This window comes from Stenotrophomonas sp. YJH_SMC_122, from assembly GCF_059369535.1.
Genome location: NZ_JCAFST010000009.1, coordinates 1 through 23,620 on the forward strand (window position 1 = coordinate 1; position 23,620 = coordinate 23,620).

General features: G+C 67.5%; 20 protein-coding genes and 1 pseudogene. 8 read left to right on the forward strand and 13 right to left on the reverse strand.

Annotated elements, in window-relative coordinates:
• Positions 1-253: 253 nt before the first annotated feature.
• Entirely contained in the window at positions 254-1,048 is a 795-nt protein-coding gene (locus AC5P66_RS12950) for a MetQ/NlpA family ABC transporter substrate-binding protein (RefSeq protein WP_049413241.1), read from the reverse strand.
• Between the two features lie 25 nt (positions 1,049-1,073).
• Positions 1,074-2,045 (reverse strand): helix-turn-helix transcriptional regulator, encoded by a 972-nt coding sequence (locus AC5P66_RS12955; protein WP_005419539.1) that lies wholly within the window; start codon positions 2,043-2,045, stop codon positions 1,074-1,076.
• A gap of 80 nt (positions 2,046-2,125) precedes the next feature.
• Between AC5P66_RS12955 and AC5P66_RS12960 the strand changes: the two genes are divergently transcribed.
• Both AC5P66_RS12960 and AC5P66_RS12965 read left to right on the forward strand, forming a co-directional pair.
• Entirely contained in the window at positions 2,126-2,728 is a 603-nt protein-coding gene (locus tag AC5P66_RS12960; protein ID WP_049413239.1) for a LolA-like protein, read from the forward strand.
• A gap of 106 nt (positions 2,729-2,834) precedes the next feature.
• Positions 2,835-3,611, forward strand: a complete 777-nt coding sequence (locus AC5P66_RS12965) for a DUF481 domain-containing protein (protein WP_049413237.1) — start codon at positions 2,835-2,837, stop codon at positions 3,609-3,611.
• Between the two features lie 117 nt (positions 3,612-3,728).
• Here the strand turns inward: AC5P66_RS12965 and hemC are convergent, their stop codons facing one another.
• The 5 genes from hemC to mdoH form a co-directional block, all read right to left on the reverse strand.
• Positions 3,729-4,640 (reverse strand): hydroxymethylbilane synthase, encoded by a 912-nt coding sequence (gene hemC, locus AC5P66_RS12970; RefSeq protein ID WP_049413236.1) that lies wholly within the window; start codon positions 4,638-4,640, stop codon positions 3,729-3,731.
• A gap of 546 nt (positions 4,641-5,186) precedes the next feature.
• A complete protein-coding gene (locus AC5P66_RS12975) occupies positions 5,187-5,918 on the reverse strand; it encodes a LytR/AlgR family response regulator transcription factor (protein ID WP_049412539.1) in 732 nt (243 codons plus the stop codon).
• 10 nt (positions 5,919-5,928) lie between these two features.
• Positions 5,929-6,972, reverse strand: a complete 1,044-nt coding sequence (locus AC5P66_RS12980; RefSeq protein WP_495216402.1) for a sensor histidine kinase — start codon at positions 6,970-6,972, stop codon at positions 5,929-5,931.
• Positions 6,973-6,975: 3 nt separating this feature from the next.
• Entirely contained in the window at positions 6,976-7,635 is a 660-nt protein-coding gene (locus AC5P66_RS12985; RefSeq protein WP_495216403.1) for an alpha/beta hydrolase, read from the reverse strand.
• A 50-nt stretch (positions 7,636-7,685) separates the two neighbouring features.
• Positions 7,686-9,611, reverse strand: a complete 1,926-nt coding sequence (mdoH, locus tag AC5P66_RS12990; RefSeq protein ID WP_049435601.1) for a glucans biosynthesis glucosyltransferase MdoH — start codon at positions 9,609-9,611, stop codon at positions 7,686-7,688.
• Positions 9,612-10,107: 496 nt separating this feature from the next.
• Between mdoH and AC5P66_RS12995 the strand changes: the two genes are divergently transcribed.
• On the forward strand, positions 10,108-12,156 hold the full coding sequence (locus tag AC5P66_RS12995; RefSeq protein WP_495216404.1) for a TonB-dependent receptor domain-containing protein: 2,049 nt from the start codon (positions 10,108-10,110) through the stop codon (positions 12,154-12,156).
• A gap of 60 nt (positions 12,157-12,216) precedes the next feature.
• Here the strand turns inward: AC5P66_RS12995 and AC5P66_RS13000 are convergent, their stop codons facing one another.
• Positions 12,217-12,387, reverse strand: coding sequence for a hypothetical protein (locus AC5P66_RS13000; protein ID WP_021204097.1), 171 nt, complete (start codon positions 12,385-12,387; stop codon positions 12,217-12,219).
• Positions 12,388-12,601: 214 nt separating this feature from the next.
• On the opposite strand from AC5P66_RS13000, the gene AC5P66_RS13005 reads away from it, so the two are divergent.
• The gene (locus AC5P66_RS13005; RefSeq protein WP_049415323.1) at positions 12,602-12,988 is read left to right on the forward strand and encodes a DUF2628 domain-containing protein; all 387 of its coding nucleotides are present in this window, start codon (positions 12,602-12,604) and stop codon (positions 12,986-12,988) included.
• Between the two features lie 77 nt (positions 12,989-13,065).
• On the opposite strand, the gene AC5P66_RS13010 is transcribed toward AC5P66_RS13005, so the two are convergent.
• The 3 genes from AC5P66_RS13010 to AC5P66_RS13020 form a co-directional block, all read right to left on the reverse strand.
• Entirely contained in the window at positions 13,066-15,597 is a 2,532-nt protein-coding gene (locus AC5P66_RS13010; protein ID WP_099494901.1) for a methyl-accepting chemotaxis protein, read from the reverse strand.
• A gap of 212 nt (positions 15,598-15,809) precedes the next feature.
• A complete protein-coding gene (locus AC5P66_RS13015) occupies positions 15,810-16,703 on the reverse strand; it encodes an NAD-dependent epimerase/dehydratase family protein (RefSeq protein WP_049411964.1) in 894 nt (297 codons plus the stop codon).
• A 98-nt stretch (positions 16,704-16,801) separates the two neighbouring features.
• Positions 16,802-17,713, reverse strand: a complete 912-nt coding sequence (locus AC5P66_RS13020) for a S41 family peptidase (RefSeq protein ID WP_099494900.1) — start codon at positions 17,711-17,713, stop codon at positions 16,802-16,804.
• A 50-nt stretch (positions 17,714-17,763) separates the two neighbouring features.
• Here AC5P66_RS13020 and AC5P66_RS13025 point away from each other — a divergent pair, with 50 nt between their 5' ends.
• The 3 genes and pseudogenes from AC5P66_RS13025 to AC5P66_RS13035 all read left to right on the forward strand — a co-directional run.
• A complete protein-coding gene (locus AC5P66_RS13025) occupies positions 17,764-18,228 on the forward strand; it encodes a MarR family winged helix-turn-helix transcriptional regulator (protein WP_049411958.1) in 465 nt (154 codons plus the stop codon).
• Positions 18,229-18,542: 314 nt separating this feature from the next.
• Positions 18,543-18,848: a KGG domain-containing protein gene (locus AC5P66_RS13030; protein ID WP_111096736.1), complete on the forward strand. Its 306-nt coding sequence runs from the start codon at positions 18,543-18,545 to the stop codon at positions 18,846-18,848.
• A 183-nt stretch (positions 18,849-19,031) separates the two neighbouring features.
• A pseudogene (locus tag AC5P66_RS13035) lies at positions 19,032-19,157 on the forward strand (TetR/AcrR family transcriptional regulator); the annotation flags it as partial.
• Between the two features lie 15 nt (positions 19,158-19,172).
• Here the strand turns inward: AC5P66_RS13035 and AC5P66_RS13040 are convergent.
• Positions 19,173-19,523 (reverse strand): VOC family protein, encoded by a 351-nt coding sequence (locus tag AC5P66_RS13040; protein ID WP_049411953.1) that lies wholly within the window; start codon positions 19,521-19,523, stop codon positions 19,173-19,175.
• Positions 19,524-19,627: 104 nt separating this feature from the next.
• Entirely contained in the window at positions 19,628-19,828 is a 201-nt protein-coding gene (locus tag AC5P66_RS13045; RefSeq protein ID WP_049411972.1) for a hypothetical protein, read from the reverse strand.
• A 399-nt stretch (positions 19,829-20,227) separates the two neighbouring features.
• Between AC5P66_RS13045 and AC5P66_RS13050 the strand changes: the two genes are divergently transcribed.
• Positions 20,228-23,578: an autotransporter domain-containing protein gene (locus AC5P66_RS13050; RefSeq protein WP_495216406.1), complete on the forward strand. Its 3,351-nt coding sequence runs from the start codon at positions 20,228-20,230 to the stop codon at positions 23,576-23,578.
• Positions 23,579-23,620 lie beyond the last annotated feature (42 nt).

Below are 23,620 nucleotides of genomic sequence, written 5' to 3' on the forward strand. Positions count from 1 at the left end.
TATCGACGTTAAGGTGCGGGATGGGGATCGCTCGGCTCGTCTGTCGGCTGCTATCCGCAGATATCATGTTGACGGTCCCTCCACCCTGGCTCCTACATACCGCGTAGGAGCCGGGAGGAACATACAAGCCCATGCTCGGCTGCCGCTGGTGAAATGCCGGAAACTGCAGAGCCGAGCGTGGGCTCGGCTCTACAGGGAAGGCAGTGTCGACCAAGGTCGACACTCACCATTCAAATCAACAGATCAGCCGCAATCAGAACGCCGGCAGCACCGCGCCCTTGTACTTGGTCTCGATGAAGGCCTTTACCTGCGGGCTGGTCAGGGCCTTGGCCAGCTTCTGCACACGGGCGTCGTCCTTGTTGTCCGGGCGCGCGACCAGGAAGTTCACGTACGGCGAATCCTTGCTCTCGATCGCCAGCGCATCCTTGGTCGGGTTGAGGCCGGCGTCCAGCGCGTAGTTGGTGTTGATCAGGGCCAGATCGACCTGGTCCAGCACGCGCGGCAGCATCGCCGAGTCCAGCTCGCGGAACTTCAGGTTCTTCGGGTTGGCGGTGATGTCACGCTGGGTCGACAGCGCGTTGGCCGGGTCCTTCAGTTCGATCACGCCGGCCTTGTGCAGCAGGATCAGCGCGCGGCTGTTGTTGCTCGGATCGTTCGGGATCACCACGTCGGCACCGTCGCGCAGCTCGGCCAGCGACTTGACCTTGCGCGAGTACGCACCGAACGGCTCGATGTGCACGCCGATCACCTTCACCAGGTCGGTCTTGCGGTCGCGGTTGTAGGCATCCAGGTACGGCTCGGTCTGGAAGTAGTTGGCGTCCACCTGCTTCTGCACCAGCTGGTCGTTGGGCTGCACGTAGTCGTTGAATACGCGCACGTCCAGGTCCACGCCTTCCTGTTTGAGGATCGGCTTGACCACCTCGAGGATCTCGGCATGCGGCACGGCCGTGGCGGCCACCACCAGCTTCTGCGAGGGCTCGCCGGACTTGCCGCAGGCGGTCAGGGCCAGCGCAGCGGCGAGCAGGGACAGCAACAGGGTCTTCTTCATGGGGGACGGGGTTCTCGGGGGAGTGTCAGGATTTTTCGTAGTTGCTCAGGGCCAGCTCAAGCAGCGCCTTGGCCTGCTCGCGCAGCATGATCGGCTCGATGATCTCGGCATCCGAACCATAGTGCAGCACGTCCATCAGCAACTCACGCGAGACGCTGTACGGCACCTTCAGTTCGTAGCGGCCATCGGCCAGGAAACGACCCTGCTGCTTGGAATGCCAGTGCTCGTCGGCCACCCAGCGCGCAGCCTTGGCGCTGAACAGGATGGTCGCCCAGCCCTTCGGCGCACCCGAAAAAATGCCATAGCTGGCGCCGAGCTGCTCGTCCAGCTCGCTGTCTGCGACATCGCGGGCGGCACTGTCGATTACCCGTGCCTTGTGGATGCGGTCCACCGCGAAACTGCGCAGCGCCTCGCGGTCATGGTCCCAGGCGTCCAGGTACCAGTTGTCGCGGTAGTGGGTGAGGCGCTGCGGCGAGACGGTGCGCTTGGTCGGCTCATCGGTGGAGCGGGCGCGGTACTCGAACGCCAGCTGGCGGCGCTCCAGCACCGCCGAGGCCACGCTGCGGAAGCTGCCTTCGTCGAACTTGCGGCCACGGTGCGGAATCACCCGCACGCGGTCGACCGGCCAACTGGAAACACCGGCCTGCGCCGCCAGCAGGCTCTCGATGCGCTGCTGCAGCGGCGCCAGTACCGACGACAACACGCCACCGCCGGTGCGCGCCAGCAGGTGTTGCGAGGCCAGCAGGGCATGCAGCTCCTCCGAGCTGAGCCACAGGCCGGGCAGCTCGAAGCGGTCGCTCTCGTCGGCCTGGTAACGGAAGCCCGCCTCGCCGTCGCCCTCGATCGGTGCCATCAGCGCATCGCGCAGGAAGGCCAGGTCGCGGTAGACGGTGGCACGGGAACAACCGAGCTTGTCCTGCAGGGTCGCCACCGTCACCGGATAGCGCGCGGACTTGAGCAGACGATGCAGGGCGGTGATGCGTTCGTATCGGTCCATACCCCCGATTATGTCCGAGTCGCGGGTCTTGTGTGGGACGTTTGGGCTATCGTGGTCGCCCCCACCCCATGGAATGCCCGATGCGCCGGTTGCCTGCCCTGTTCCTGCTGGCCTGCCTGCTGCTGGCTGCCTGCGATCGCGCACCGGCGCCGGCGGGCACCGAGGCCCCGGTACCCGCCGCCGATCCGGCACAGGCGGTGCTGGGCGCCAGCCAGCGTTTCGCCGCCCTGCGCAGCTTCCACGCCGAACTGGAGGTGCTGGGCGCGCCGCAGCCGGTACGCAGCGCCATGGACTTCGTTGCACCCGACCGTTTCCGGGTGGAGACCCCGGCCGGGCCGCAGACCATCATCGGCGACACCCTGTTCCTGCAGGCCGACGGTGCGATCCGCCAGGTGCCGGCCCCTCCCGGCCTGCTCGAGCAGTGGCGCAACCCGCTGCCGGCCGACGCCCTGCCCGCCGACCTGAAGGCCGAAGACCTCGGCCGCCAGGCGCTGGACGGGGTCGAGACCCGTCACTACCGGCTGCGCGGCAGCCAGCCCGGCGAACGCCTGGAGTACTGGGTGGACGCCCAGGGCCTGCCACGCCAGATCGTGCGCAGCGGCAGCAGCAATGGCCGCAGCTTCCAGCTCCGCCTGCGCTATTCGCGCTTCAACGACCCCGCATTGCGTGTCGATCTGCCCTGAATAGGCGATCGCGGCAACGTTCGCTGAAGCACGCTTTGGATCGATTCGGACCGCCATCACGCTTCCAGTATCATCACCGGCTGTTAACCGTTCCGGAGAAGCCTCGATGTCCCTGCGCGTGTCCCTGCTGATCCCCCTGCTGCTGTGTGCACCGCTCGCATACGCGCAGGATGCCTCCGAACTGGCGGCGATGTCCTCGCCGTGGAGTGGCAGCGGCGGCGAGCTCGGCTTTGCCTCGGCACGCGGCAACAGCAGCACCGAGAGCTTCAACGGCCGCCTGCGCCTGCGCTACACCGACGGCGACTGGGTGCACAGCATGGACCTGTTCGGCCTGCGCTCCAGCTCCAAGGTGACCGAGACCAACGACGACGGCACCACCACCCGCCGCAGCAACACCACCGCCAACCGCTACACCGGCAGTGCGGGCAGCGCACTGCAGCTGGGCGAGCACCGCCAGCTGACCGCCACGGTGCGTACCGAGCGCGACGACTTCGCCACCTACGACCGCCAGAGCTCGTTCGGTCTGGGTTACGGCACCCGCCTGTGGAACACCGAGCGCTTCTCGTTCGACGCGCAGATCGGCCCCGGCGTGCGCCGTACCCACAGCACCGAGGATGACCGCACCCGTACCGGCATGATCGGCCGTGGCTTGTTCGACCTGAAGTACTCGCTGACCGACAACACCGACCTGGTGAACACGCTGCTGGTCGAGTCCGGTTCGTACAACACCTTCGGCCAGAACGACTTCGGTGTCTCGGTGAGCATGAACGAGCACCTGGCGCTGAAGGCCGGTTGGCAGGCGCGTTACAACAGCGACGTCGCTGTCGACAAGCGCAAGACCGATACGCTGACCACGATGAACGTGGTCTACAAGTTCAAATAAGCAGAACGGGCGCCCAGGGCGCCCGTTCTTCTTTCGGTAGTGCCGGCCGCTGGCCGGCAACTGCACTCAATCGGGGCAAGAGGTTGCCGGCCAGTGGCCGGCACTACCCGCGATGGCTCAGACGTTCAGCAGTTCGCCAGCACCATCGTCCAGCAGCAGCCGCGCCACCTGCTGGCCCAGCGCCTCCGGATCCCGGGCCGGGCCCACCGCTTCGGCACGCACGGCGCGGCCATCACTGGCGCTGCCGACCAGGCCCTGCAGGTGCAGGTCGTCGCCCTGCCACTGCGCGATCGCCGCCACCGGCACGTGGCAGCTGCCATGCAGCGCACGGTTCATCGCCCGCTCGGCTTCCACGCAGGCGCGCGTAGCAGCGTCATCAAGCGTGGCGAACAGCGCCATCAGGCGCGTATTGCCTCCGTCGCACTCTACCGCCACCGCGCCCTGCGCCGGCGCCGGCAGCCATTGTGGCGGCTGCAGGCGTGCGACGATACGCTCGCCCAGGCCCAGGCGCTCCAGGCCGGCCACGGCCAGCACGATGGCGTCGTAGCCACCGTTGTCGAGCTTGGCCAGGCGGGTGTTGACGTTGCCGCGCAGATCCAGCAGTTCGAGGTCCGGGCGCAGCGCGCGCAGCTGGGCCTGGCGGCGCAGCGACGACGTGCCGACCCGCGCGCCGATCGGCAACGCGTCCAGCGAGGCATACAGGTTGGAGACGAATCCATCGGCCGGGTCGTGCCGGGTCAGCATCGCCGGCAGTGCGAAGGGCGCGTCCAGTTCCATCGGCACATCCTTCAGCGAGTGCACGGCGCAGTCGGCCTCACCCCGCAGCATGGCCAGCTCCAGTTCCTTCAGGAACAGGCCCTTGCCACCGATGGCGGCCAGCGAGCGGTCCAGCACCTCGTCACCGCGGGTGCTCATCGGCACCAGTTCCACATGCAGGCCAGGGTGGGCCTGGCGCAGGCGGTCGGCGACGTGTTCGCTCTGCCAGAGGGCGAGCGGGCTCTTGCGGGTAGCGATGCGGACAGTTTCCATCCGGTCATTATCGCGCCTTCGGCGCGGATACGGCCAACGGCGGAGCCCCTCGTGGCTGGTGCATCGGCTGGATCTATCGCGCTTGGCCGGGCGGGGTGGGTTCGCGGGGGACGCCGTGAATCCGTCCGTGGAGGCTTGGCCGCGGCATCCATGCCGCGGACACCCCCGCGAACCCACCCCGCCCGGCCTTTGACAGTTTCCGTGTGCGCCAGCCACGGAAGATCAAAAAAAAAAGAGTGCAGAAGCAAAGGCAACAGCCGACGGCTTCCGGGGTCAGATCCCTTTTCCGCAGGAAAAGGGATCTGACCCCTCTTCCCCCCTCGATAACAACAATGCCCTTGCCGTCCGTCACCGGGAAATTCGCGAGGGTGAGGCGGGATGGGCGGGCGGGACCGTTGGCGCCATCGAGCCCCCATGGATGGGTTTACGGCGTGTCCCGCCCGCCCATCCCGCCTCACCCAACACGCAACAACACAGAGCCGACAACCCGCTGTTGCTGTTGCTGTTGATTTCACAGCAGTCGCGGCCGCAGGCCGCGCGGACCACTCACAGATGCCGCAGTTCCTGCTTCAGCATCGCCACGCACCGGCGGCTGACTTCCAGCGGCTGCTTGCCATGCCGCAATACCGCCTGCACCTGCCCGCCCGAGCCTCGACGCAGCTCCACCAGCTCGTGGCGTGCCACCAGGCAGTTGCGATGGATGCGGATGAAACGACTGGCGAACTCTTCTTCCAGCGACTTCAGCGATTCCTCGATCAGGTCCTCGCCGCGCGCGTGGTGCACCACCACGTACTTCTCCTCGGCCTGCAGGTAGTGGATATCGTCCAGCGGAATCAGGCGCAGGCTGCCGCGCAGGCGTGCGCACAGCACGCTGCGTGCCTGCTGCCCGCTGTGCTCCTGTGGCTGACCATCGCGGCCGGCCAGGAACGTGCGCGCACGTGCGATCGCCGCCGCCAACCGTTCGGCACGCACTGGCTTCATCAGGTAGTCGATCGCTGCAGCCTCGAACGCCGACAGCGCATGCGCATCGTAGGCGGTGCAGAACACCACCGCTGGCCGGGGTTCGAAGCTGGCCAGGTGGCGGGCCGCTTCCAGGCCATCCAGCCCGGGCATCGCGATATCCAGCAGGACCAGGTCCGGCTGCAGCTCCGCGCACGCGTGCAGGGCCTGCTCGCCGTTGCCGGCCTCGGCCACCACGTCCACGCCGTCCTGTGCCGCCAACAGGCTGCGCAGGCGCTCGCGCGCCAGTGGTTCGTCATCGGCGATGACTACCCTCACGATCGTTCCCTCACTGGATCGGCACTGTCACCTGGCAGGCATAGTAGCCCTCGCTCCAGCCAGCCGTCATCCGCGCCGCGCTGCCGAAGCGCCAGGCCAGCCGATGGCCGATGCTGTGCTGGGCATGGCCGGCGCCGCGTGCCAGCGCCAGCCCCGGCGCCTGCGGATCGGGTGCCGGGTTGCGTACGCGGATCTGCAGCTCATTGCCCTCGCGCGCCAGCTGCAGTGCGATGGTGCCGCCGTCGGGCAGGCGCGAGATGCCATGCAGCACGGCATTTTCCACCAGCGGCTGCAGCACCAGCCTTGGCAAGGGCAGGTCCCATGGCAGCGGCTCGTCGCGCTGCCAACGCACCTGCAGGCGTTCGCCCAGGCGCAGCGATTCGATCGACAGGTAGCGCTCGGCCAGCTCGCATTCGTCGCGCAGGGTGGAATCGCCCTCGCCCGCCCCAAGCGCGGCACGGAACAGATCGGACAGGTCCAGCACCGCGCGCTCGGCGACTGCCGGGTCACGATGCAGCAGGCTGGCGATCAGGTTCATGCTGTTGAACAGGAAGTGCGGGCGGATACGCGCCTGCAGCGCGTCGGCCTGCGCGCGCGCGTTGGCCTGCACCTGCGCGGCCCAGCGATCGCTTACGTAGAAGTAGCGCAGCGCCAGCGCGGCGATCAGCGCCGTGGTTGCCGCGCTGCCGAGGGTGAAACGCCAGAAGCTGATGCCACTGGCGAAGTTGTCGCCCAGCACCGCGTACAGCGCGTGCACGATGCCGGCGCAGACCACCGCGATCAGGGTGGCCAGCACGGTCGCCGCAATGGCGCCCAGCACCGGCGGCAGCCGCGACAGGGCCTGCCGCAGCAGGCAAAGGCTGGCGGTCACCGCCAGCGCCAGCCACAGCGCGAATCCGCTGGCCGACAGCAGTTCGCCGAAGGTCCAGTGACGGCTGCCGTCCGGCGCCAGCGCCAGTACCACCACCACCAGCTCGGCCAGGCCGAGCATCGCCGCCAGCCGTGGCAGGCGGCACAGTTCCGGCATCCACGGTGGTGTGCTGGCCGGCGACATGGCTCAGGCGGCGCCCAGGCGTTCCTGCAGCCAGTCAGCCAGTGCCTGGATCTCCTCGGCATAGACCTGGTGGGCCATCGGGTAACTGTGCCACGCCACGTCCAGGCCCAGCGTACGCAGCGCCTGCGCGCTGTGCGCGGCGACGGCCTGCGGGATCACCGGGTCGCCACTGCCATGGGCCATGAACACCGGCACCTGCACCGCGCCGTCAACACGCGTGGCGCTGTCGGCTTCGGGCAGATAGGTCGACAGCGCGATCAGGCCGGCCAGTGGCGCGGTACGCGACAGCGCGGCAGTCAGGATGATCGCCCCACCCTGCGAGAAGCCTGCCAGGAACATCTTCTCCGGCGCGATGCCGCGCTCGATCTCGCGCGCGATCAGTGCGTCCAGCTGCACCACCGATTCCTGCACGCCGGCCATGTCGGCGCGCGAACGGAAGTCCATGCCCACGATGTCGTACCAGCCGCGCATCGGCACGCCGTTGTTGATGGTGATCGGCCGCACGGGTGCGTGCGGGAACACGAAGCGCAGCGCCGGCCAGTGCGGCCGCACCAGTTCCGGCACGATCGGCGCGAAATCATGGCCGTCGGCGCCGAGGCCGTGCAGCCAGATCACCGACCACTGCGGCGAGGCGCCGGTTTCCTGTTCCACCGTTTGCAGCATGATGCGGCTCCTTCAAGTTCGAGCCGCATTATGCCGCCGGCGCGGGGCAATCAGTACAGCGGCGGTTGCTCGGCCGCTTCCCGCCGCAGCTGCGCGGCGCGTACCAGCACCGGTGGCGGAATGTTCTCTTCGGGAATATCGAGCAGGCCGAGGCGATGCAGGAAAGCACCGGGGCCGCGCGAGGAGGTCAGCGCCACCACCGGAACGGCCAGAACCATACCGATCACCACCGGCGCCATCCAGGCCGCCAGCGACGGCGATACCGCCCAGGCCAGCACGCCCATGAAGGCGCCGAACACACCCAGGCCACCGTAGCCACGGATCAACGCCATCCACGAGATGCCGCCGTCGTCACGCTGCTGCGCATCCCAGCCGGAATCGCGCCCGGACAACACTTCGGCCACGCCGCGTGACTGCACGTACATCACCACCGGCGCCATCAGCGCGGCCAGCACGGTTTCCACCAGCATCGATACGAAGGCACGGATCGGACCGCCACAACCGCGGCGGTCGACCGGGTCCAGCAGCATTGCCAGGTAGCCGAGCACCTTGGGCAGCAGCAGCACCGCCATGGTGGCGGCGAACAGGCGCACCACCTGCTCTTCATCCTGTGCGCGCCAGTACACGCTGGGCGACAGGTGCAGCAGGGCGTTGAAATCAATGCCTTCCTGGAACAGCGGGATGGCGATGCCGATCAGCATCAGCATCGCCCACATCGGTGCGGTGAAATAGTGGCCGATGCCGATCAGCATGTGCGTGCGGCTGATCCAGTGCAGGCCGCGGCTGCCGACCACCTTGCCGTGCTGCAGGTTGCCCTGGCACCAGCGGCGGTCGCGCACCAGCAGGTCGGTCAGCGTCGGCGGGCCTTCCTCGTAGCTGCCACCAAGGTAGGGCACCATGTGCGCGGCCCAGCCGCCACGGCGCATCAGCGCTGCTTCGACGAAGTCGTGGCTGAGCACGTGGCCGCCGAACGGCTTGCGCCCCGGCAGCGCCGGCAGGCCGGCGTGGTCGGCGAAGGCGCGGGTGCGGATGATCGCGTTGTGGCCCCAGTAATTGCTTTCGGCGCCATGCCACCACGCCACGCCACGGGCGATCACCGGCCCGTACACGCGCCCGCCGAACTGCTGCATGCGCGCGAACAGGGTGCGGCCGCCGATCACCGACGGCAGGGTCTGGATCAGTCCGACGTCGGCGTTGTGTTCCATGCCGGCCACCAGGCGCACGATGCTGTCGCCGGTCATCAGGCTGTCGGCGTCAAGGATCAGCATCTGCGGGTAGGCACCGCCGAAGCGGCGGACCCAGTCGGCGATGTTGCCGGCCTTGCGCCCGCTGTTGTCACCACGGCGTCGATAGAACAGGCGCGCCTGCCCCTCCGGCACACGCTCGCGCAGCTCGGCGAACACCTGTTCCTCGGCAGCAGCGATGTCCTCGCGGCGGGTGTCGCTGAGCACGAAGAAGTCGAAGCGGTCGAGCTGGCCGGTGGCCGCCACCGACTCGTAGATCGCTTGCAGGCCCGCCAGCAGGCGGCGCGGGTCTTCGTTGTAGGTCGGCATCAACAGCGCAGTACGGCTGTGCACGGCCGGCAACGGCTTGTCCGGGTCGATGCCGAGCCGATAGCCCCGGTCGAACACCGCGGTCAGGAAGCCGGCCAGGGCGCTGGCAAACGAGAGCGCGATCCAGGCAAACAGGCCGACGAACAGCACCAGCAGGCAGGCTTCGAGCACGCTGATGCCATTGGCCGACAGCACCCGCCACATCATCCGCGTAGCCACCGCGGTCATGCCGAGCGTGCCACCAAACAGGTACAGCCGGCGCAGGCCGATCAGGCGCGGCGAGGTGCGATGGCGCCGGACCTTCAGTGCGCCTTCGCGCAGGGTCTGTTCGGGCATCGGCAACGGCGATTCAGCGGGCAGCAGCGCCCAGCCGGCATCGAGCCGGGGCGTTCCTGCTTCCGCATGGATGGTCTGCACCCCCATCGTCGCTTACTCCGCGCCGTCGGCACGGCCGGCCATCCCGGCCGGGCTGCATGCACCAAGGTTCCCGGCGCGCTTTCCCGGCGCCCGCACTTGTCCTGGCTGTGTCGGCCTCACGCCGCACAGTCGATGTCTGTCACTACCGGAACCCACACGATCTCCAACGGGGCGGAATCGAAAATGCGGCCCAGTCTAGGGCCCAGAATGTAAGCCGGGTGCGAAGGTCTACACCGGGATTTGTCCCCATTCAGCAAGTAGCAGGCGATCACGCCAGGGCATGGCCAGATGTCACGGCATCGCCCCCGATACTGGATCGTAACAAACGCGAACGGTTATCATTTCATTAACCAGGCAGGTCACCGTCTTCCGCACGGCCGCGACCCACCCAGCTGCGCCGGTCCAGACCGCGCACCCGATGACCCACGGAAGGGGTGGCTGCCTGCTGTCTACCTGCGCCTGCTGCTTCCACCGGGTCACCCCACCCCCCATGGAAGCCGTCATGTCCCTGTCGTCCCGTTCCCGTTCCGCGCGCCTGCCGCGCACCCGCCTGGCCACCGCCCGCCTGACCACCGCCTGCCTGCTGGCCTTGCCCGGCCTGGCCGCCGCAGAGGCCGCCGCCGATGCCTCCACCAAGGACCTGGATACCGTGGTGGTCACGGCTTCAGGCAGCCAGCAGTGGATCAAGGATGCCCCGGCCAGCATCAGCGTGATCGGTCGCGAGGACATCGAGCGCCAGCCGGTACCGGACCTGGCCGCCCTGCTTAGCCGCGTACCGGGCGTGACCGGCGGCCTCAGCGCCGTCGGCGAGCAGTCCAAGATCAAGCTGCGTGGCATGCCGTCCAACTACACGCTGGTGCTGGTGGACGGCAAGCGCATGGGCAGCTCGGCCTCGACCCACTATCGCCCCGACCTCGGCCGCCAGGACCTGAACTGGATCTCTCCGGACCAGATCGAGCGCATCGAGGTGGTGCGCGGGCCGATGTCGTCGCTGTATGGCTCCGATGCGATGGGCGGGGTGATCAACATCATCACCCGGCGCATCGGCGACGAATGGAACGGCAGCGCCACCCACAGCTACACCCGCCCGGCTGACGGCAAGCGCGGCGATACCCAGCAGATCGGCGCCACTTTCTCCGGACCGCTGGGCGAACGCTTCGGCCTGCGCATCGGCGCCAACAGCATGCGCCGCGATTCGGACCGCTCCAACGGCGGTGTCTACGGCAATGCCTATGCAGGCGAGAAGGATCGCAATGTCGATGCGCTGCTGCAGTGGAAGCTGAGCGACGCACAGGAACTGTCACTGGAAGCCGGGCACGGCGTGCAGCAGGCCTTCATCGATGCGTCGCTGGAAAAGCAGGACGAAGGTGCCTGGGGTGCCAGTGAGCTCAAGCGCAGCTCGCTGGCGCTCAACCACGATGGCAGGTGGCGCTTCGGCAATTCGAAGATCAGTGCGTACTGGACCGAGTACAAGAACGACATCGGTGCTGCCGGCCGTTCCGAAGCGACCGATACGATCATCGAGGGCAGCCTGACCACGCCGTTCACCCTCGGCGTTGAGCACCAGTTCGCCGCAGGCGGCCAATGGAAGCGGCAGGAGCTGACCAACACCGACACCATCGGCCGCGCGCCGATCGACTATGCCGGCAACGCGGTCAGCGGCTCCACTCTGGACGTGGACACCTGGGCGCTGTTTGCCGAGGACGAGCTGAAACTGCACCGCACCCTGGCCCTGACCGTGGGCGCGCGCCTGGACCATCACGAGCAGTTCGGCGGCCACGTCAGCCCGCGTGCGTACCTGGTGTGGCACCCTGCCAAACAGTGGACGATCCGCGGTGGCGTCTCCAAGGGCTTCCGTGCGCCCAGCCTGACCGAGAATTCGGCCAGTGCCGCTACCCAGTCCGGGGGCCGCGGCTGCACCTCGCTGATTCCGCTGGGCTACACCCGCGGCGGGTGCTACATGGCCGGCAACCCGGACCTGGATCCGGAGACCAGCACCAACCGCGAGATCGGCATCAGCTTCGACAATGACCTGATCGATGTCGGCGTGACCTATTTCCACACCGACTTCCGGAACAAGATCGAATACGCACCGCTGGGCCGGTTCAATGGCATCTGGTGGACGCGCATGAGCAACGTACAGCGCGCGCGCACCCGCGGCATGGAAGGCAACCTCAACGTCCGCTTCGGCGAGCAGTGGCGCTGGCGCACCTCGGCGACCTGGATGAAGGAAGCCAAGAATCTGACCACCGGCCGCAACCTGATCGATACGCCGGAGTTCTCCGGCTATTCGTCGCTGGACTGGACGCCCAGCACGGTGTTTTCCGGCAGCCTGTCGGCGCAGTACACCGGCAAGCAGACCGGCACCGCCACGACCTTCCTCAAGGCCTATACCCTGTATGACCTGACCGCGGCATGGAACGTCAACCAAGTGCTGACCCTGCGCGGTGGCGTCAGCAACCTGGCCGACAAGAAGCTGTATGCGGAAGGCTCCACCGACTACTTCGTCGCCGGGCGCAGCTACTTCCTGAGCATGACCGCGCGGTTCTGACCGGCGGCACGCGCCGTGATCGCGCTGGCGACATGCCAGCGCGATCGACGGTGTTGCCGGTTACTCGCTTTCCAGCGCGGCCGGTGCCGCATCCCGCGTGGCGGCCGTGCGCGCACGGTCCATCGCCACCGCCAGTTGCTGGCGTGCGAGCAGTTGTTGTGCCTGCACCACTTCAGGTGTCGGCAGGAGCACCGGTCCCGGTGCGTTTTCCGGTGTAGCAGCTGTGGTCATGCAACCTCCATGGACATCCCGCCGCCGCACGGGTTCAGCCGGGGCGGCAGCGGAACTGCGCACCCTATCCTAAAAACAAGGCGGGTGGGTGACGGCGCGGCGCTTGGCCGCAGGCGCGGGAACAAGGCAGGCGTCACATTCTTGACGGTAGCGCTTGGATCCTGAATAGGACTTGTCCTATCATGAAAACGTTTTCTCACAGGGATGTTTCCCAATGAATACCACTGACCTCTCCCAGTTCAGCCCCAAGTGGCAGTTCCGCTTCAACTTCTTCCGCCAGCACGGCGCCCCCAAGAACCCCGGCTTCAAGCAGGCCTGGAAGGCACTGTCCTTTGGCGACCGCCTGAAGATCAACCTGAACTTCTTCGCGTTGTTCTTCGGTGCCATCTACCTGCTGATTCTCGGCATGTGGCGCAAGGCACTGGTGGTGATCGGCATCAACATCGCGCTGGCCATCGTCACCATGTTCCTCCCGGACATCGTCGGGCGCATGTTGTTCATCGCCATGAACCTGCTGGTCGCCTCCAGCACCAACTACAGCTACTACCTGGAAAAGGTGGAAGGACGCGCCAGCTGGAATCCGTTTGAAGGAATGTTCTGAGCCATCAGACCTGCGCAGGATGCGCGGCAAGGATGCATCCGACGCCCGGCACCCGCCGGGCGTCTTCGTTTCCGGCATCAGGCCGCGCGGCGGGCCATGCCCTCCGGCTCGGCCTGCAGGCGGAAGCGCGACACCGCCACCGCCAGCTGCTCGGCCTGCTCCTCCATCGCACGGGCGGCGGCACTGGCTTCCTCCACCAGCGCGGCGTTCTGCTGGGTGGTTTCGTCCATCTGCACCACGGTCTGGTTGACCTGCTCGATGCCGGCCGACTGTTCGCGCGACGCGGCCGAGATCTCGGCCATGATCTCGTTGACCCGGCCGACCTGACCGACGATGTCCTGCATGGTGCGCCCCGCACCGTGCACCAGCTGCGCACCGGCACCGACCTGGGCCACCGAGGCGTCGATCAGCTCCTTGATCTCCTTTGCAGCACCCGCCGAACGCTGCGCCAGCGCCCGCACTTCACTGGCCACCACTGCGAAGCCACGGCCCTGTTCACCGGCGCGCGCCGCTTCCACTGCGGCATTCAACGCCAGGATGTTGGTCTGGAACGCAATGCCGTCGATCACCGAGATGATCTCGGCGATGCGCTGCGAAGACGCCTCGATCTGCTCCATGGTGTGCACCACCTGGCTGACCACCTGGCCGCCTTCGCTGGCCACGCCCGCTGCGGAACCGGCCAGCGTGTTTGCCTGCAGCGCATGGTCGGCGTTCTGGCGCACGGTGGAGGTCAGTTCTTCCATCGACGCGGCGGTTTCCTCCAGGTTGGCGGCCTGCTGTTCGGTGCGGCGCGACAGGTCGCTGTTGCCGGCCGCGATCTCACCGGCGGCCAGGCGGATACTGGCTGCCGACTGCTGGATCTGGCCCACGATCTGGGTCAATTGCTGCACGGTGCTGTTGGCATCGTCGCGCATCACCGCAAACACCCCGTGGAAGTCGCCCTGCATGCGGGTACTGAGGTCACCGGCGGCGATCGCGCGCAGCAGCGTCGACAGTGCCGCCAGGTTGTGGTCGCTGACCTGCATCATTGTGTTCAGGGTCTCCACCATGCGGCGGAAATCATGGTCGAAGCGCAGTGCATCACCGCGCACGGCGAAGTCACCGGCGGCGGCGGCGGCGGCCAGCTGCTGGATCTGCTCGTTGATCGCAGCCAGGTTGCGCTTGGTGGTCGCCATTGCGGCAGTGAACACCGCCTTCTCGCCCGGCAGCGCTTCCATGTCCACGCTGAGGTCGCCCACGGCATAGCACTGCATCACTTCAACCAGGCGCTGGGTGACCGCATTGCTGGAGGCCACCAGCTGGTTGCTGTCGGCCACCATGCGGCCGTACTCGCCCGGGAAGGCCGCAGCATCCATGCGATAGCTGAGTTCACCGGCATCGTGGCGGCGCGCCATTTCGGCCTGCGCAGCCATCACCGACTGCAACTGCCCACGCATGCCCTGCATCGCGTCCAGCAGGCGCCCCACTTCGTCGTTGCTGCGCGCCGGCAGCGTGCTGTCCAGCTTGCCGGCGGCGACATCCCCGGCCACGCGCACCGCTTCGGCCAACGGGCGGATTGCCAGGCGGCGCAGCAGCACGTAGACACCGGCGCTGAGGGTCAGCGCGGCGATCACGCCGACCAGCAGGGTCAGCCACAGCAGCTGGCGTGCCTCAGACACGATCACCGCATGCGGCATCACCACGCCCAGCGCGAAGCGTTGCGGGGCTTCGCCCACGCGCAGCGGCACGTACACGCGTACGTTGCCGGCCGCGTCGGGGCTGAAGGCCTCGAACGGACGGTCGGCGGCGATGTCGGCCAGCATGCTGCGGGTCAGCGCATCGTTGCGCGGCTTGCCGATCTCGGCGGCATTGGCCGAGGCCAGCACCACGCCCTTCGGCGACAGCAGTTCGACGCGGCCAGCCCCCATCGGCTTCAGCGTTGCCAGATGCTTCTGCAGCGCTGCCAGCGAGAAGTCGACGGTGAATACACCGAGGAACCTGTCGTTCTCGATGATCGGCGTGCTCAACGTGCTCATCAGCACCTGCTGCCCGGCGATGTCATACGCATAGGGTTCGCTGACCTTGGGCAGCTTGTCGCGGCTGGGCACCATGTACCAGTCACCGGAACCGCTGGCAGTCTCGGTGTAGTCGGTCATCACCGACTGCTGCGGTTTGCCGTCTTGCCAGGCCCAGTAGCTCATGTAGCGGCCGGTGGCATCGTGTGCTTCGGTATTGACGAACTCCGCATCCTTGCCGTCGAAGGCATCGGCCTCCCACATGGTGCTCTTGCCCAGCCATTGAGGATGAGCACGCAGCTGTTCGCCGAGCACCGCCGCCAGGCTGGCGCGGTCGGGGATGTCACCACGGGCACGCTGGGCCAGCACGGCCTCGACCATGGCGTCATTGCTGGCGAAAGCGGTGCCCAGATCAGCCGCCACCTGGCGCGCCTCGGCGTTGGCCTCGCTGGTCATGGTCTGGCGCGAGGCGCTGATCAGACTGGCGCTGGCCTGCCGGTAGATCAGGAAGGCGGTCAGGCCGAAGCACAGCAGCGCGATCACGGCGGTGCCCAGCATCAACTTGTGGGCGATGCTGCCCGGGCGTTGGGCAGTGGCAGAGCGGGAAGAAGACATGGGAGGGTCCGCAGGGCAGTTCAGGACGACCGGCACCACGAGGGCACCGCGCAGGCGCGCGATCCGTCGCGCAGGCCACCGGCCGCCGGGGCGCGCCCGGCGCTGGAAGCGCACTGGGTTAGCGGCCGCCCGCCAACGAGGTTGAGGCGGTAGGCCTGCACATTCCTGAATCCGCTCAGGGTCGGCTCAGCGCCCCCCCCCTCGCGATGCCCTCACTCGGCCACGCGGTCCTTGATCCACTGTGCCCGCGGCAGTACCTCGATGCTGCCGACGGCATACTGCTGAAGCACGTCGTCCGGCCCGAAGCACGGTTTCCAGCCCAGCGCGCCGCGCAGGCGGGCACTGTCGTAGACACGGTCGATGCTCAATGGCAGCGGCCAGCCACGGCGTTCGAATTCGGCCAGCAGCTGCGGCGCGCGACGGGCCAGCACGCTGCGCGGGTGGGTGGCCAGCTCCAGGCAGTCCTCGCGCCGGAACGGCGTCGGCGCACAGGCAAGGTAGCGCGCGAACGGGGCGCCTTCGTCGAGCAGCAGTGCAGCATGTGCGCTGGCCACATCGCGGGCGTCGATGCCGCGGTGCAGGCGGAACATCGCCATCCGTTCGGGCGGTTCCGGGAAACACCGGCCCATGCGCAGCACGCGAACGCTGAAGCCCGGCGTAGCGGCGGCTTCGGCCAGGGTCTCTGCCTGCAGCTTGGTACGGTGGTAGATCGTGCGCGGCAGCGGCTCGGTGTCTTCGTCGATCCAACGGCAGCCACCGGCCACCACGGCATGGCCATACAACGCAGTGGTGCTGGTCAGCACGAAGCGCCGTGCACCGGCTTCGCGTGCCGCCTGCAGCAGGTGCGCCGTGGCATCCACGTTGATCTGCTGGAACACCGCATCCGGCACCAGGCCGACATGTGGGGCATGCAGGGCCGCGGTATGGATGACCGCATCCACGCCCTGCATCGCGCGCGCGACGGCCTGCCGATCGCTGACATCGGCAATGATGCGCGTGGTGGCAAAAGGGCTGCGGTCCAGCCCCACCACTTCGTGGGCGGCCGCCAACGCACCGAAGATCGCGCGCCCGATGCGGCCGGAACTGCCGGTCAACAGAATCTTCATTGAGTCCATTCACTCGAAGCGCCCGGGAACTACCGGGATGCTTCGATTCTAGGCATGCAATCGCGCATCCGCGATAGGACAGCCATGCAATCGTGCGTTCATCTTGACGACTTCGCAGGCGCCAGCAGTTGCCGCGCGATGAACAGCGGATCGTCGCCGCCGGCCACATCAGGCCTCACGCCAGTACGTTCCCAGTTGCCACCGGTGCGCAGATTGATGGGTTGCCGGTCGGGAATACTGATCTGATAGCCATCGGGCAGAAGCACAGGATCACCAAACATATGCGCGGCACCGCCACTGCGCGTGCCGACAATCCGCGCGCGGCCCAGTGCCTGCAGCGAATAGGCGACGAATTCGGCCGCCGAAGCGGTGCGGCGGTCGATCAGCACCACCAGCGGTTTCAGGTACGCAGGCAGGCTGGCAGGCGGCAGCGGTACCGGCGTGCGCCGGCCGCGCTGGTCCAGCTGCTGCACCGCGTCGATCTTCGCGTCCAGCAGCGTGCGTACCAGCAGGTCGGCACTTGCATCGTCGCCGCCCCCGTTCTGGCGCAGATCCAGCACCAGGCCATCGGTGTCAGCCAGCACGGTAAGGGCCGCAGCGAACTTCGGGCGCGCCAGATCCAGCGGATAGAAGGTACTCAGTCGCAGGTAGCCAATGTTGCCCTCCATCACCCGCACCTCGCGCACGCCGGCACCATTGCTGCGGGCATCGGCGCGCCAGGCCATCAACCAGTCGTCCTGGCCGGCCGCTGCGTCCACGCGTTCAACGTGGAAGTGGCCATCGAACATGTCCAGGTCCTGGTTCAGGCGTGCGCTGAACGCAACCGGATCCGAACAGCTGTCCGCATAGCGCTGCTGCATCGACCAGGTGCGCAGGGCATCGGCGATACGGGCGCCCTCCGCCTCGTCAAGGTACTGCGCCTGCACGGCGGTGGCCGCCGCGCGCAGCACTCCATCCTGCGCCGGGCAGGCCGCTACCAGCAACGCACCGAGCATCCAGGACACTGCCATCAACCACCTCCGCGTTGAAGATATATAAGCACTTATATATCATCCCGGTCATGGATCTCCAACACGCCACGCTCGGCACGTTGCTGCGCGCCCTGCTCGACCAGCTGGACCCGGCGGTCGAGCAGGCCTACCGGGACCTGCAACTGGACTACCGGCCCCGCTACACACCGGTGCTGCGCACGCTGATGGCGCGGGGCCCCTGCCGGATCAAGGACCTGGCATCGGCCTGCGGGCTCAGCCATTCGGCGCTCAGCCAGACCGTGGCGGCGATGGTGCGCGATGGCTGGCTGCACGCGGCCAGCGGCGACGATGGACGTGAACGCATCCTGCAGCTGAGCCCGCGCGCGCAGCGGGCGCTGCCTGCGCTGCAGGCGCAATGGCAGGCCACTGCCGTAGCGGCGCGCAGCCTCGATGCCGATCTGGGGCAGCCGCTGGAGCAGGTACTGCGCGAAGCACTCGCCGCGCTCGAACAGCGCCCCTTCACCCAGCGCCTGCAGGACGCGCGCCGGCGCTGACGCGCTCCTGCTCGGCGGCCATCTCGATTTCGCTGACGAAGGTCCAGCTGCCGTTGGTCACGCGCAGTCCGCCTGGGCCGGCGCAGCGCAGGCCAGCAAGACAAGCCATCCGAATCTGTGGATGGTCCTTCCCTGTGCGGGCAGCCAACCCCATGTTCGCCCGCCCTGGCCAAGCAGGGCGGTGCGCGCAGCAGGGTACTTGCGCCGTGAAAGGCAGCACGGTGCGGCGTGAAGGCAGCAACGCCGGTGCGGACACTCCCTTAGCCGGGCAGCGGCAAGGATGAGCTTCCCTTCCATGCAACGGGAGACTTCCCATGGCCGACCAGCACCACGGCACTTCCCATCGTGGCTTCGCCTCGATGGACCAGGACAAGCAGCGTGCGATCGCCGCAAAGGGGGGACGCGCCGCGCATGCGTCCGGCAATGCACATGAGTTCAGCCCGGCCGAGGCACGCGTGGCCGGCCGCAAGGGCGGCGAGGCGATCAGCCGCAACCGCCGGCATATGGCAGCGATCGGTCGCGAAGGCGGGCACGCTCGCCATGCCAATGCACGGCAGCAGCAGCGGCAGGGGGCCGAAGCGACGCCAACGAGGGACGGTCCACAACGCCAGCAGGGCTGACCGCGGCGCGTTCAGGCGCGTCTGCGCTGCCGGAGCAGCCCGGGTGCCGCGAGCAGGGCCAGCACGCCGGAGACGGTCATCGCCCAGCCGGAGCCGCTGGCCATCGCGCCGCGATGCCAGGCCAGCGTCTACGTCCCGGGCAGGGATGACGGCGGCTGCAGGATCAGCGCGCGCGCCTGCGTGGCCACCGATGACCTGATCGCTGCGCCCGCGCAGGACGCGGACACCTTCATTGCGGCGGTGGTGGCCGATTGCCTACGCATGGTTGGCGTGTCACCTCGCCCCGCGCGCGCCACCAGGCGCGGCTGAGGCACTATCCACCGCTCAGGCGTGGGCGAGGATGTTCAGCAAGCGACCGAACGGATCGCGGACGAAGAAGCGCCGCACGCCCCAGGGTTCGTCGGCCGGGCCATATTCCAGCGCAATGCCCGCCGCGCGCATGCGCTCCAGCACGTCCTGCAGATTGTCCACTTCGATCGACAGGTCCGGCACTGGCGTGCCGGAGCCTCCTTCACTGGCGAAGCTGACCTGCGCCAGCGCACTGCCCTGCCCGCCGTGGGTGACGATCCAGCCATGGTCCATCACCACCGGCATGCCGAGGAGCTCGCCATAGAACGCCGCGGCACGTGCGGGATCGGGCGTGGCGATGTTGGCGACGACACGCTTGACGGCCATGTTCCACTCCAGCAGGAAGAATGCGTCGAGACTGCCCGACCTCGCGCACGAACAGAAGAGCCCCGCCACGGACGGGGCCCGTCTTCAGCCGAGCATGGCCGGGCTTACACCGCGCCGCAGCGCTCCATGACACATCGATCGTATTCGTACTGGCATTCCATGGCATCACCACCACCGGATACACACGCCTGGTAAGCCTTCCAGCAGGGCAGATCGCAGGGCTGGACCGGTCCGGCCACGGCCACCGAGCCGCTGCAGGCCAACGCGAACACAGCACCGGCGATCACTTTCCTGAAAGTACGCATCGACATCACTCCTTGATAAGCCTGGTGAGCCCAGGCCAGGCCACCATAGCGCTGCACACAGGACGCCGGGTGAAGGCGGCTGCGGCTCGACGCAGTGTTGCAGCAGACCCAGCACACGCAGCGGCGCGGCCAGCTCATCCCGGCTGCGCCACGGCAGGATCGGGGAATTGCCGCGCTCGTCCGGCGGGTTGTGCGGCAGCGCGTCGGACCCGCCACCGGCCCCGGCAAGACGGCTCCAGCGCCTCGGAAAGAGGTCACGGTGCGCTGCCCGGCGGAGCCGCCGCAGATGCCCGTCACAGAAAATTAACGCGTTCATAAAATTGTCTTCACATCACTGGGGGATGTCGCCTTGCCTTGCCGTTAACGGCCTTGATGTCCGTCAACCAAGGAAGTTGTCCGATGAATCACCCGCTGTATGGCCGTTCGTCCCGCTCCCTGTCGCACCGCCCGCTGGCGCTTGCCGTCGCCAGCTCGCTGCTGCTGGCCACCGCCCTGCCAGCCATAGCCAGCGAATCACTCGAGGCCTGGCAGCAGCAGCGCCAGCTGCAGGCCGCGTGGGCGCAGCCCGCTGCCATTACGGCACCCGCAGCGACAACCGCTGCACCTGCCGCCAGCAGTACCGCCGTTCTTGGCACCGCCGGCGATCCCGCCAGCTGGCGCAGCGATGAATTCAACGCCGATTGGGGCCTGGGCGCGATGGGCGCGGACTACGCCTATGCACGCGGCCTGACCGGCAAGGGCGTACGCCTGGCGCTGTTCGACTCGGGCTCCGCGCTGGCGCATCCGGAGTTTGCAGGACGCAATACCTCCAGCATCACCATCGGTGCCGACTGTGCGACGCCGGGTGTGGTCGCCGGGACCGGTGCCTGCGGGCAGACGCGCGGCGAACAGCCCGGCTACAACTACTACGGCCTCGGTGCCGGCGTTCCGGCCGCACTCGCGGCACGTCTGATCGCCGCCGGCCAGCCCTATGGCTTCAGCTATGCCGACCACGGAACGCATGTGCTTGGCACCATCGGCGCCAACCGCAATGGCAACGGCATGCATGGCGTGGCCTTTGGTGCGGATCTCACCGCTGCCCGCGTGTTTGGCGACACCTACTATGAGTGGCGCCTGGATCCGGACAACTACTATCGCCCGCGCGCGGTGTACCGCACCGATCCGGATGACGCCGCCACGCTGGACATGTATGCACAGATCCAGGCGCAGGGCGTGCGTGCCATCAACCACAGCTGGGGCATTTCCACGCGCAACATGACCGCCGCCGCGCTGGACCAGCAGTACGCCAGCATCGGTGCCGACTACGGCGTGTACGGCAGCATCTACGCCAGCAATGGCGATACTCCGGGCTCCACCCTCATCCAGGTGTGGTCGGCTGGCAACGGCAGCGGCGCCGTCGCCGGAATCACGGCCGCCATGCCGCGCTGGAAGCCCGAACTGGAACCGTACTGGCTGGCGGTCGCCAACGTCCGCCGGCCCAACGCCGCTGCGGGCGAAACGGACTACGTGATCGATGGCAGTTCCAGCATCTGCGGCGTTGCCGCCAACTGGTGCATCTCGGCACCCGGTACCGACATCGTCAGCACCATCGTTTCCGGTGATATCCAGGGCCGCATCGAAAACACCTCCGCCTACGTGCGGCTGATCATCGACAGCGAGAACACCCAGTATGTCTATGGCACCAAGACGGGTACGTCGATGGCGGCGCCGCACATTACCGGCGCGCTCGGCCTGCTGATGGAGCGCTTCCCCTATCTGGACAACGCCCAGGTCCGCGACGTACTGCTGACCACCGCACGCGACCTGGGTGCAGCAGGCATCGATCCGATCTACGGCTGGGGCATGGTGGATCTGAAGAAGGCCATCGAAGGCTATGGCTCGCTGCGCGTGGACACCAACGTGGTGATGAACCAGAAGGCCGGCGGCCTGAAAGTCTGGGAAGGCGATGCCTGGGACAACTGGACCAACGACATCGGTGGCCTTGGCAAGCTGACCAAATCCGGTATCGGCTGGCTGCGCCTGAGCGGCAACAACAGCTTCAACGGCGCGGTACTGCAGGACGGTACGCTGGAATTGAACGGCGCCAACACGCTTGCCTCGGCGGTCGAAGTACAGGGCGGTCAGTTGCTGCTCAACGGCAGCCTGGTCTCCACCGCACTGACCACTACCGGTGGCGTGAGCACGGTCAGCGCCAGCGGCGTGCTGAACAACAGCAACCTGGTGATCAACGGCGGCGTGGTGTCCTTCAACGGCACGCAGGCCGGCGGCACCACCACGGTCGGTGCCAATGGCCTGCTGAAGGGCGTCGGCACGCTCGGCAATACCCGCGTGGACGGCATCATCGCGCCGGGCAACTCGATCGGCACGCTGACCATCAACGGCAACTACGTGCAGGGCGCAACCGGCGTCTATGCCGCCGAGCTGGCCCCGGGTGGCCGCAGTGACCAGTTGCACGTGACCGGCACCGCCACCCTTGGCGGCACGCTGGTCGCGCTGCCGGAACCGGGCGTGTACTACCTGGGCGAGCAGTTCAACTTCCTGCGGGCCGACGGAGGCGTCAACGGGCAGTTCGCCAGGACCGACTTCAGCGCGTTCTCCCCGTTCCTGCAGTTCAGCCTGGCCTACGGCGCCAACGGCACGCGCATCGATGTGGCCCGTGGTGCATCGCTGACCACCGCCGCGCACACGCCCAACCAGCGTGCCGTGGCGGCCGCCGCCGACCTGCTGCCGATCGCCCAGGGCCTGCCCAAACCGCTGACCCAGCTGTTCCCGCAGCAGGTCGGAGGCGTGCTCGATGGCCTCAGCGGCGAGCTGCATCCGGCCACGGCCCTCGCCCTGGTCGAGGGCAGCCGCTACGTGCGCGATGCCGCGTTATCGCGCCATGCCGGCGCCGCCGCGCCCGGTAGCGACGTGGCTGATGCGACGGGTGCGTGGGTGCAGGCCATCGGTGGCAACGGCAAGCTGGACGGAGACGTCAACACTGCCCTCACCGAAGCCAACAGCAACGGCCTGCTGGTCGGCATCGACCGCGAGTTCTCCGGCTGGCAGGTCGGCGTGCTGGCCGGCACGGGCCGCACCGACGTGAAGCAGCAGGAGCGTCGCGCCAAGTCGAAGATCGACAACACGCACTTCGGTGCCTACGCCAGCCACAACTGGGGCGGTTTCGGCCTGCGTGGCGGTGTGGCGTGGAGCAAGCACGAGGTGAAGAGTACGCGTGACGTCGCCTTCGCAGGCTTCAGCGACAGCCTGAGCGCGCGCTACGACGCCCGTACCCGCCAGGCCTTCATCGAAGCCGGCTACCGCTTCGGTGGCCCGGAAGCCGGGCTGGAGCCCTACCTGCAGGTCGCACGCGTCGAAGTGGATCTCAAGCGCGTCAACGAACGCGGTGGAGCGGCGGCACTGCAGGGCAAGGTGGACGATACCGGAACCACGATTGCCACTGCCGGCCTGCGCTTCGACAAGGGACTGAAGGCTTCGTTCCAGCAGGAGAGCTGGCTGCACCTGCGCGGTGGCGTCGGCTATCGCCGCGCTTCCGGTGATCGCAGCCAGGTCGCCAACTTGGCCTTCGCCAACGGTAGCACGGCATTTGCGGTCAATGGCGCACCGATTGCCGACAACGCGGTGGTGGCCGAACTGGGCCTGTCGGCCTGGCTGACCGCGCGCCAGCAGCTGGAGCTGGGCTACAGCGGCCAGTTCGGCAATGAAAGCCGCGACCACAGCGCCAACGTGCGCTGGTCGGTACGCTTCTAGTTCCAGTCACCTGTTCTCATGAAGGATTGGGGCGGCCTCATG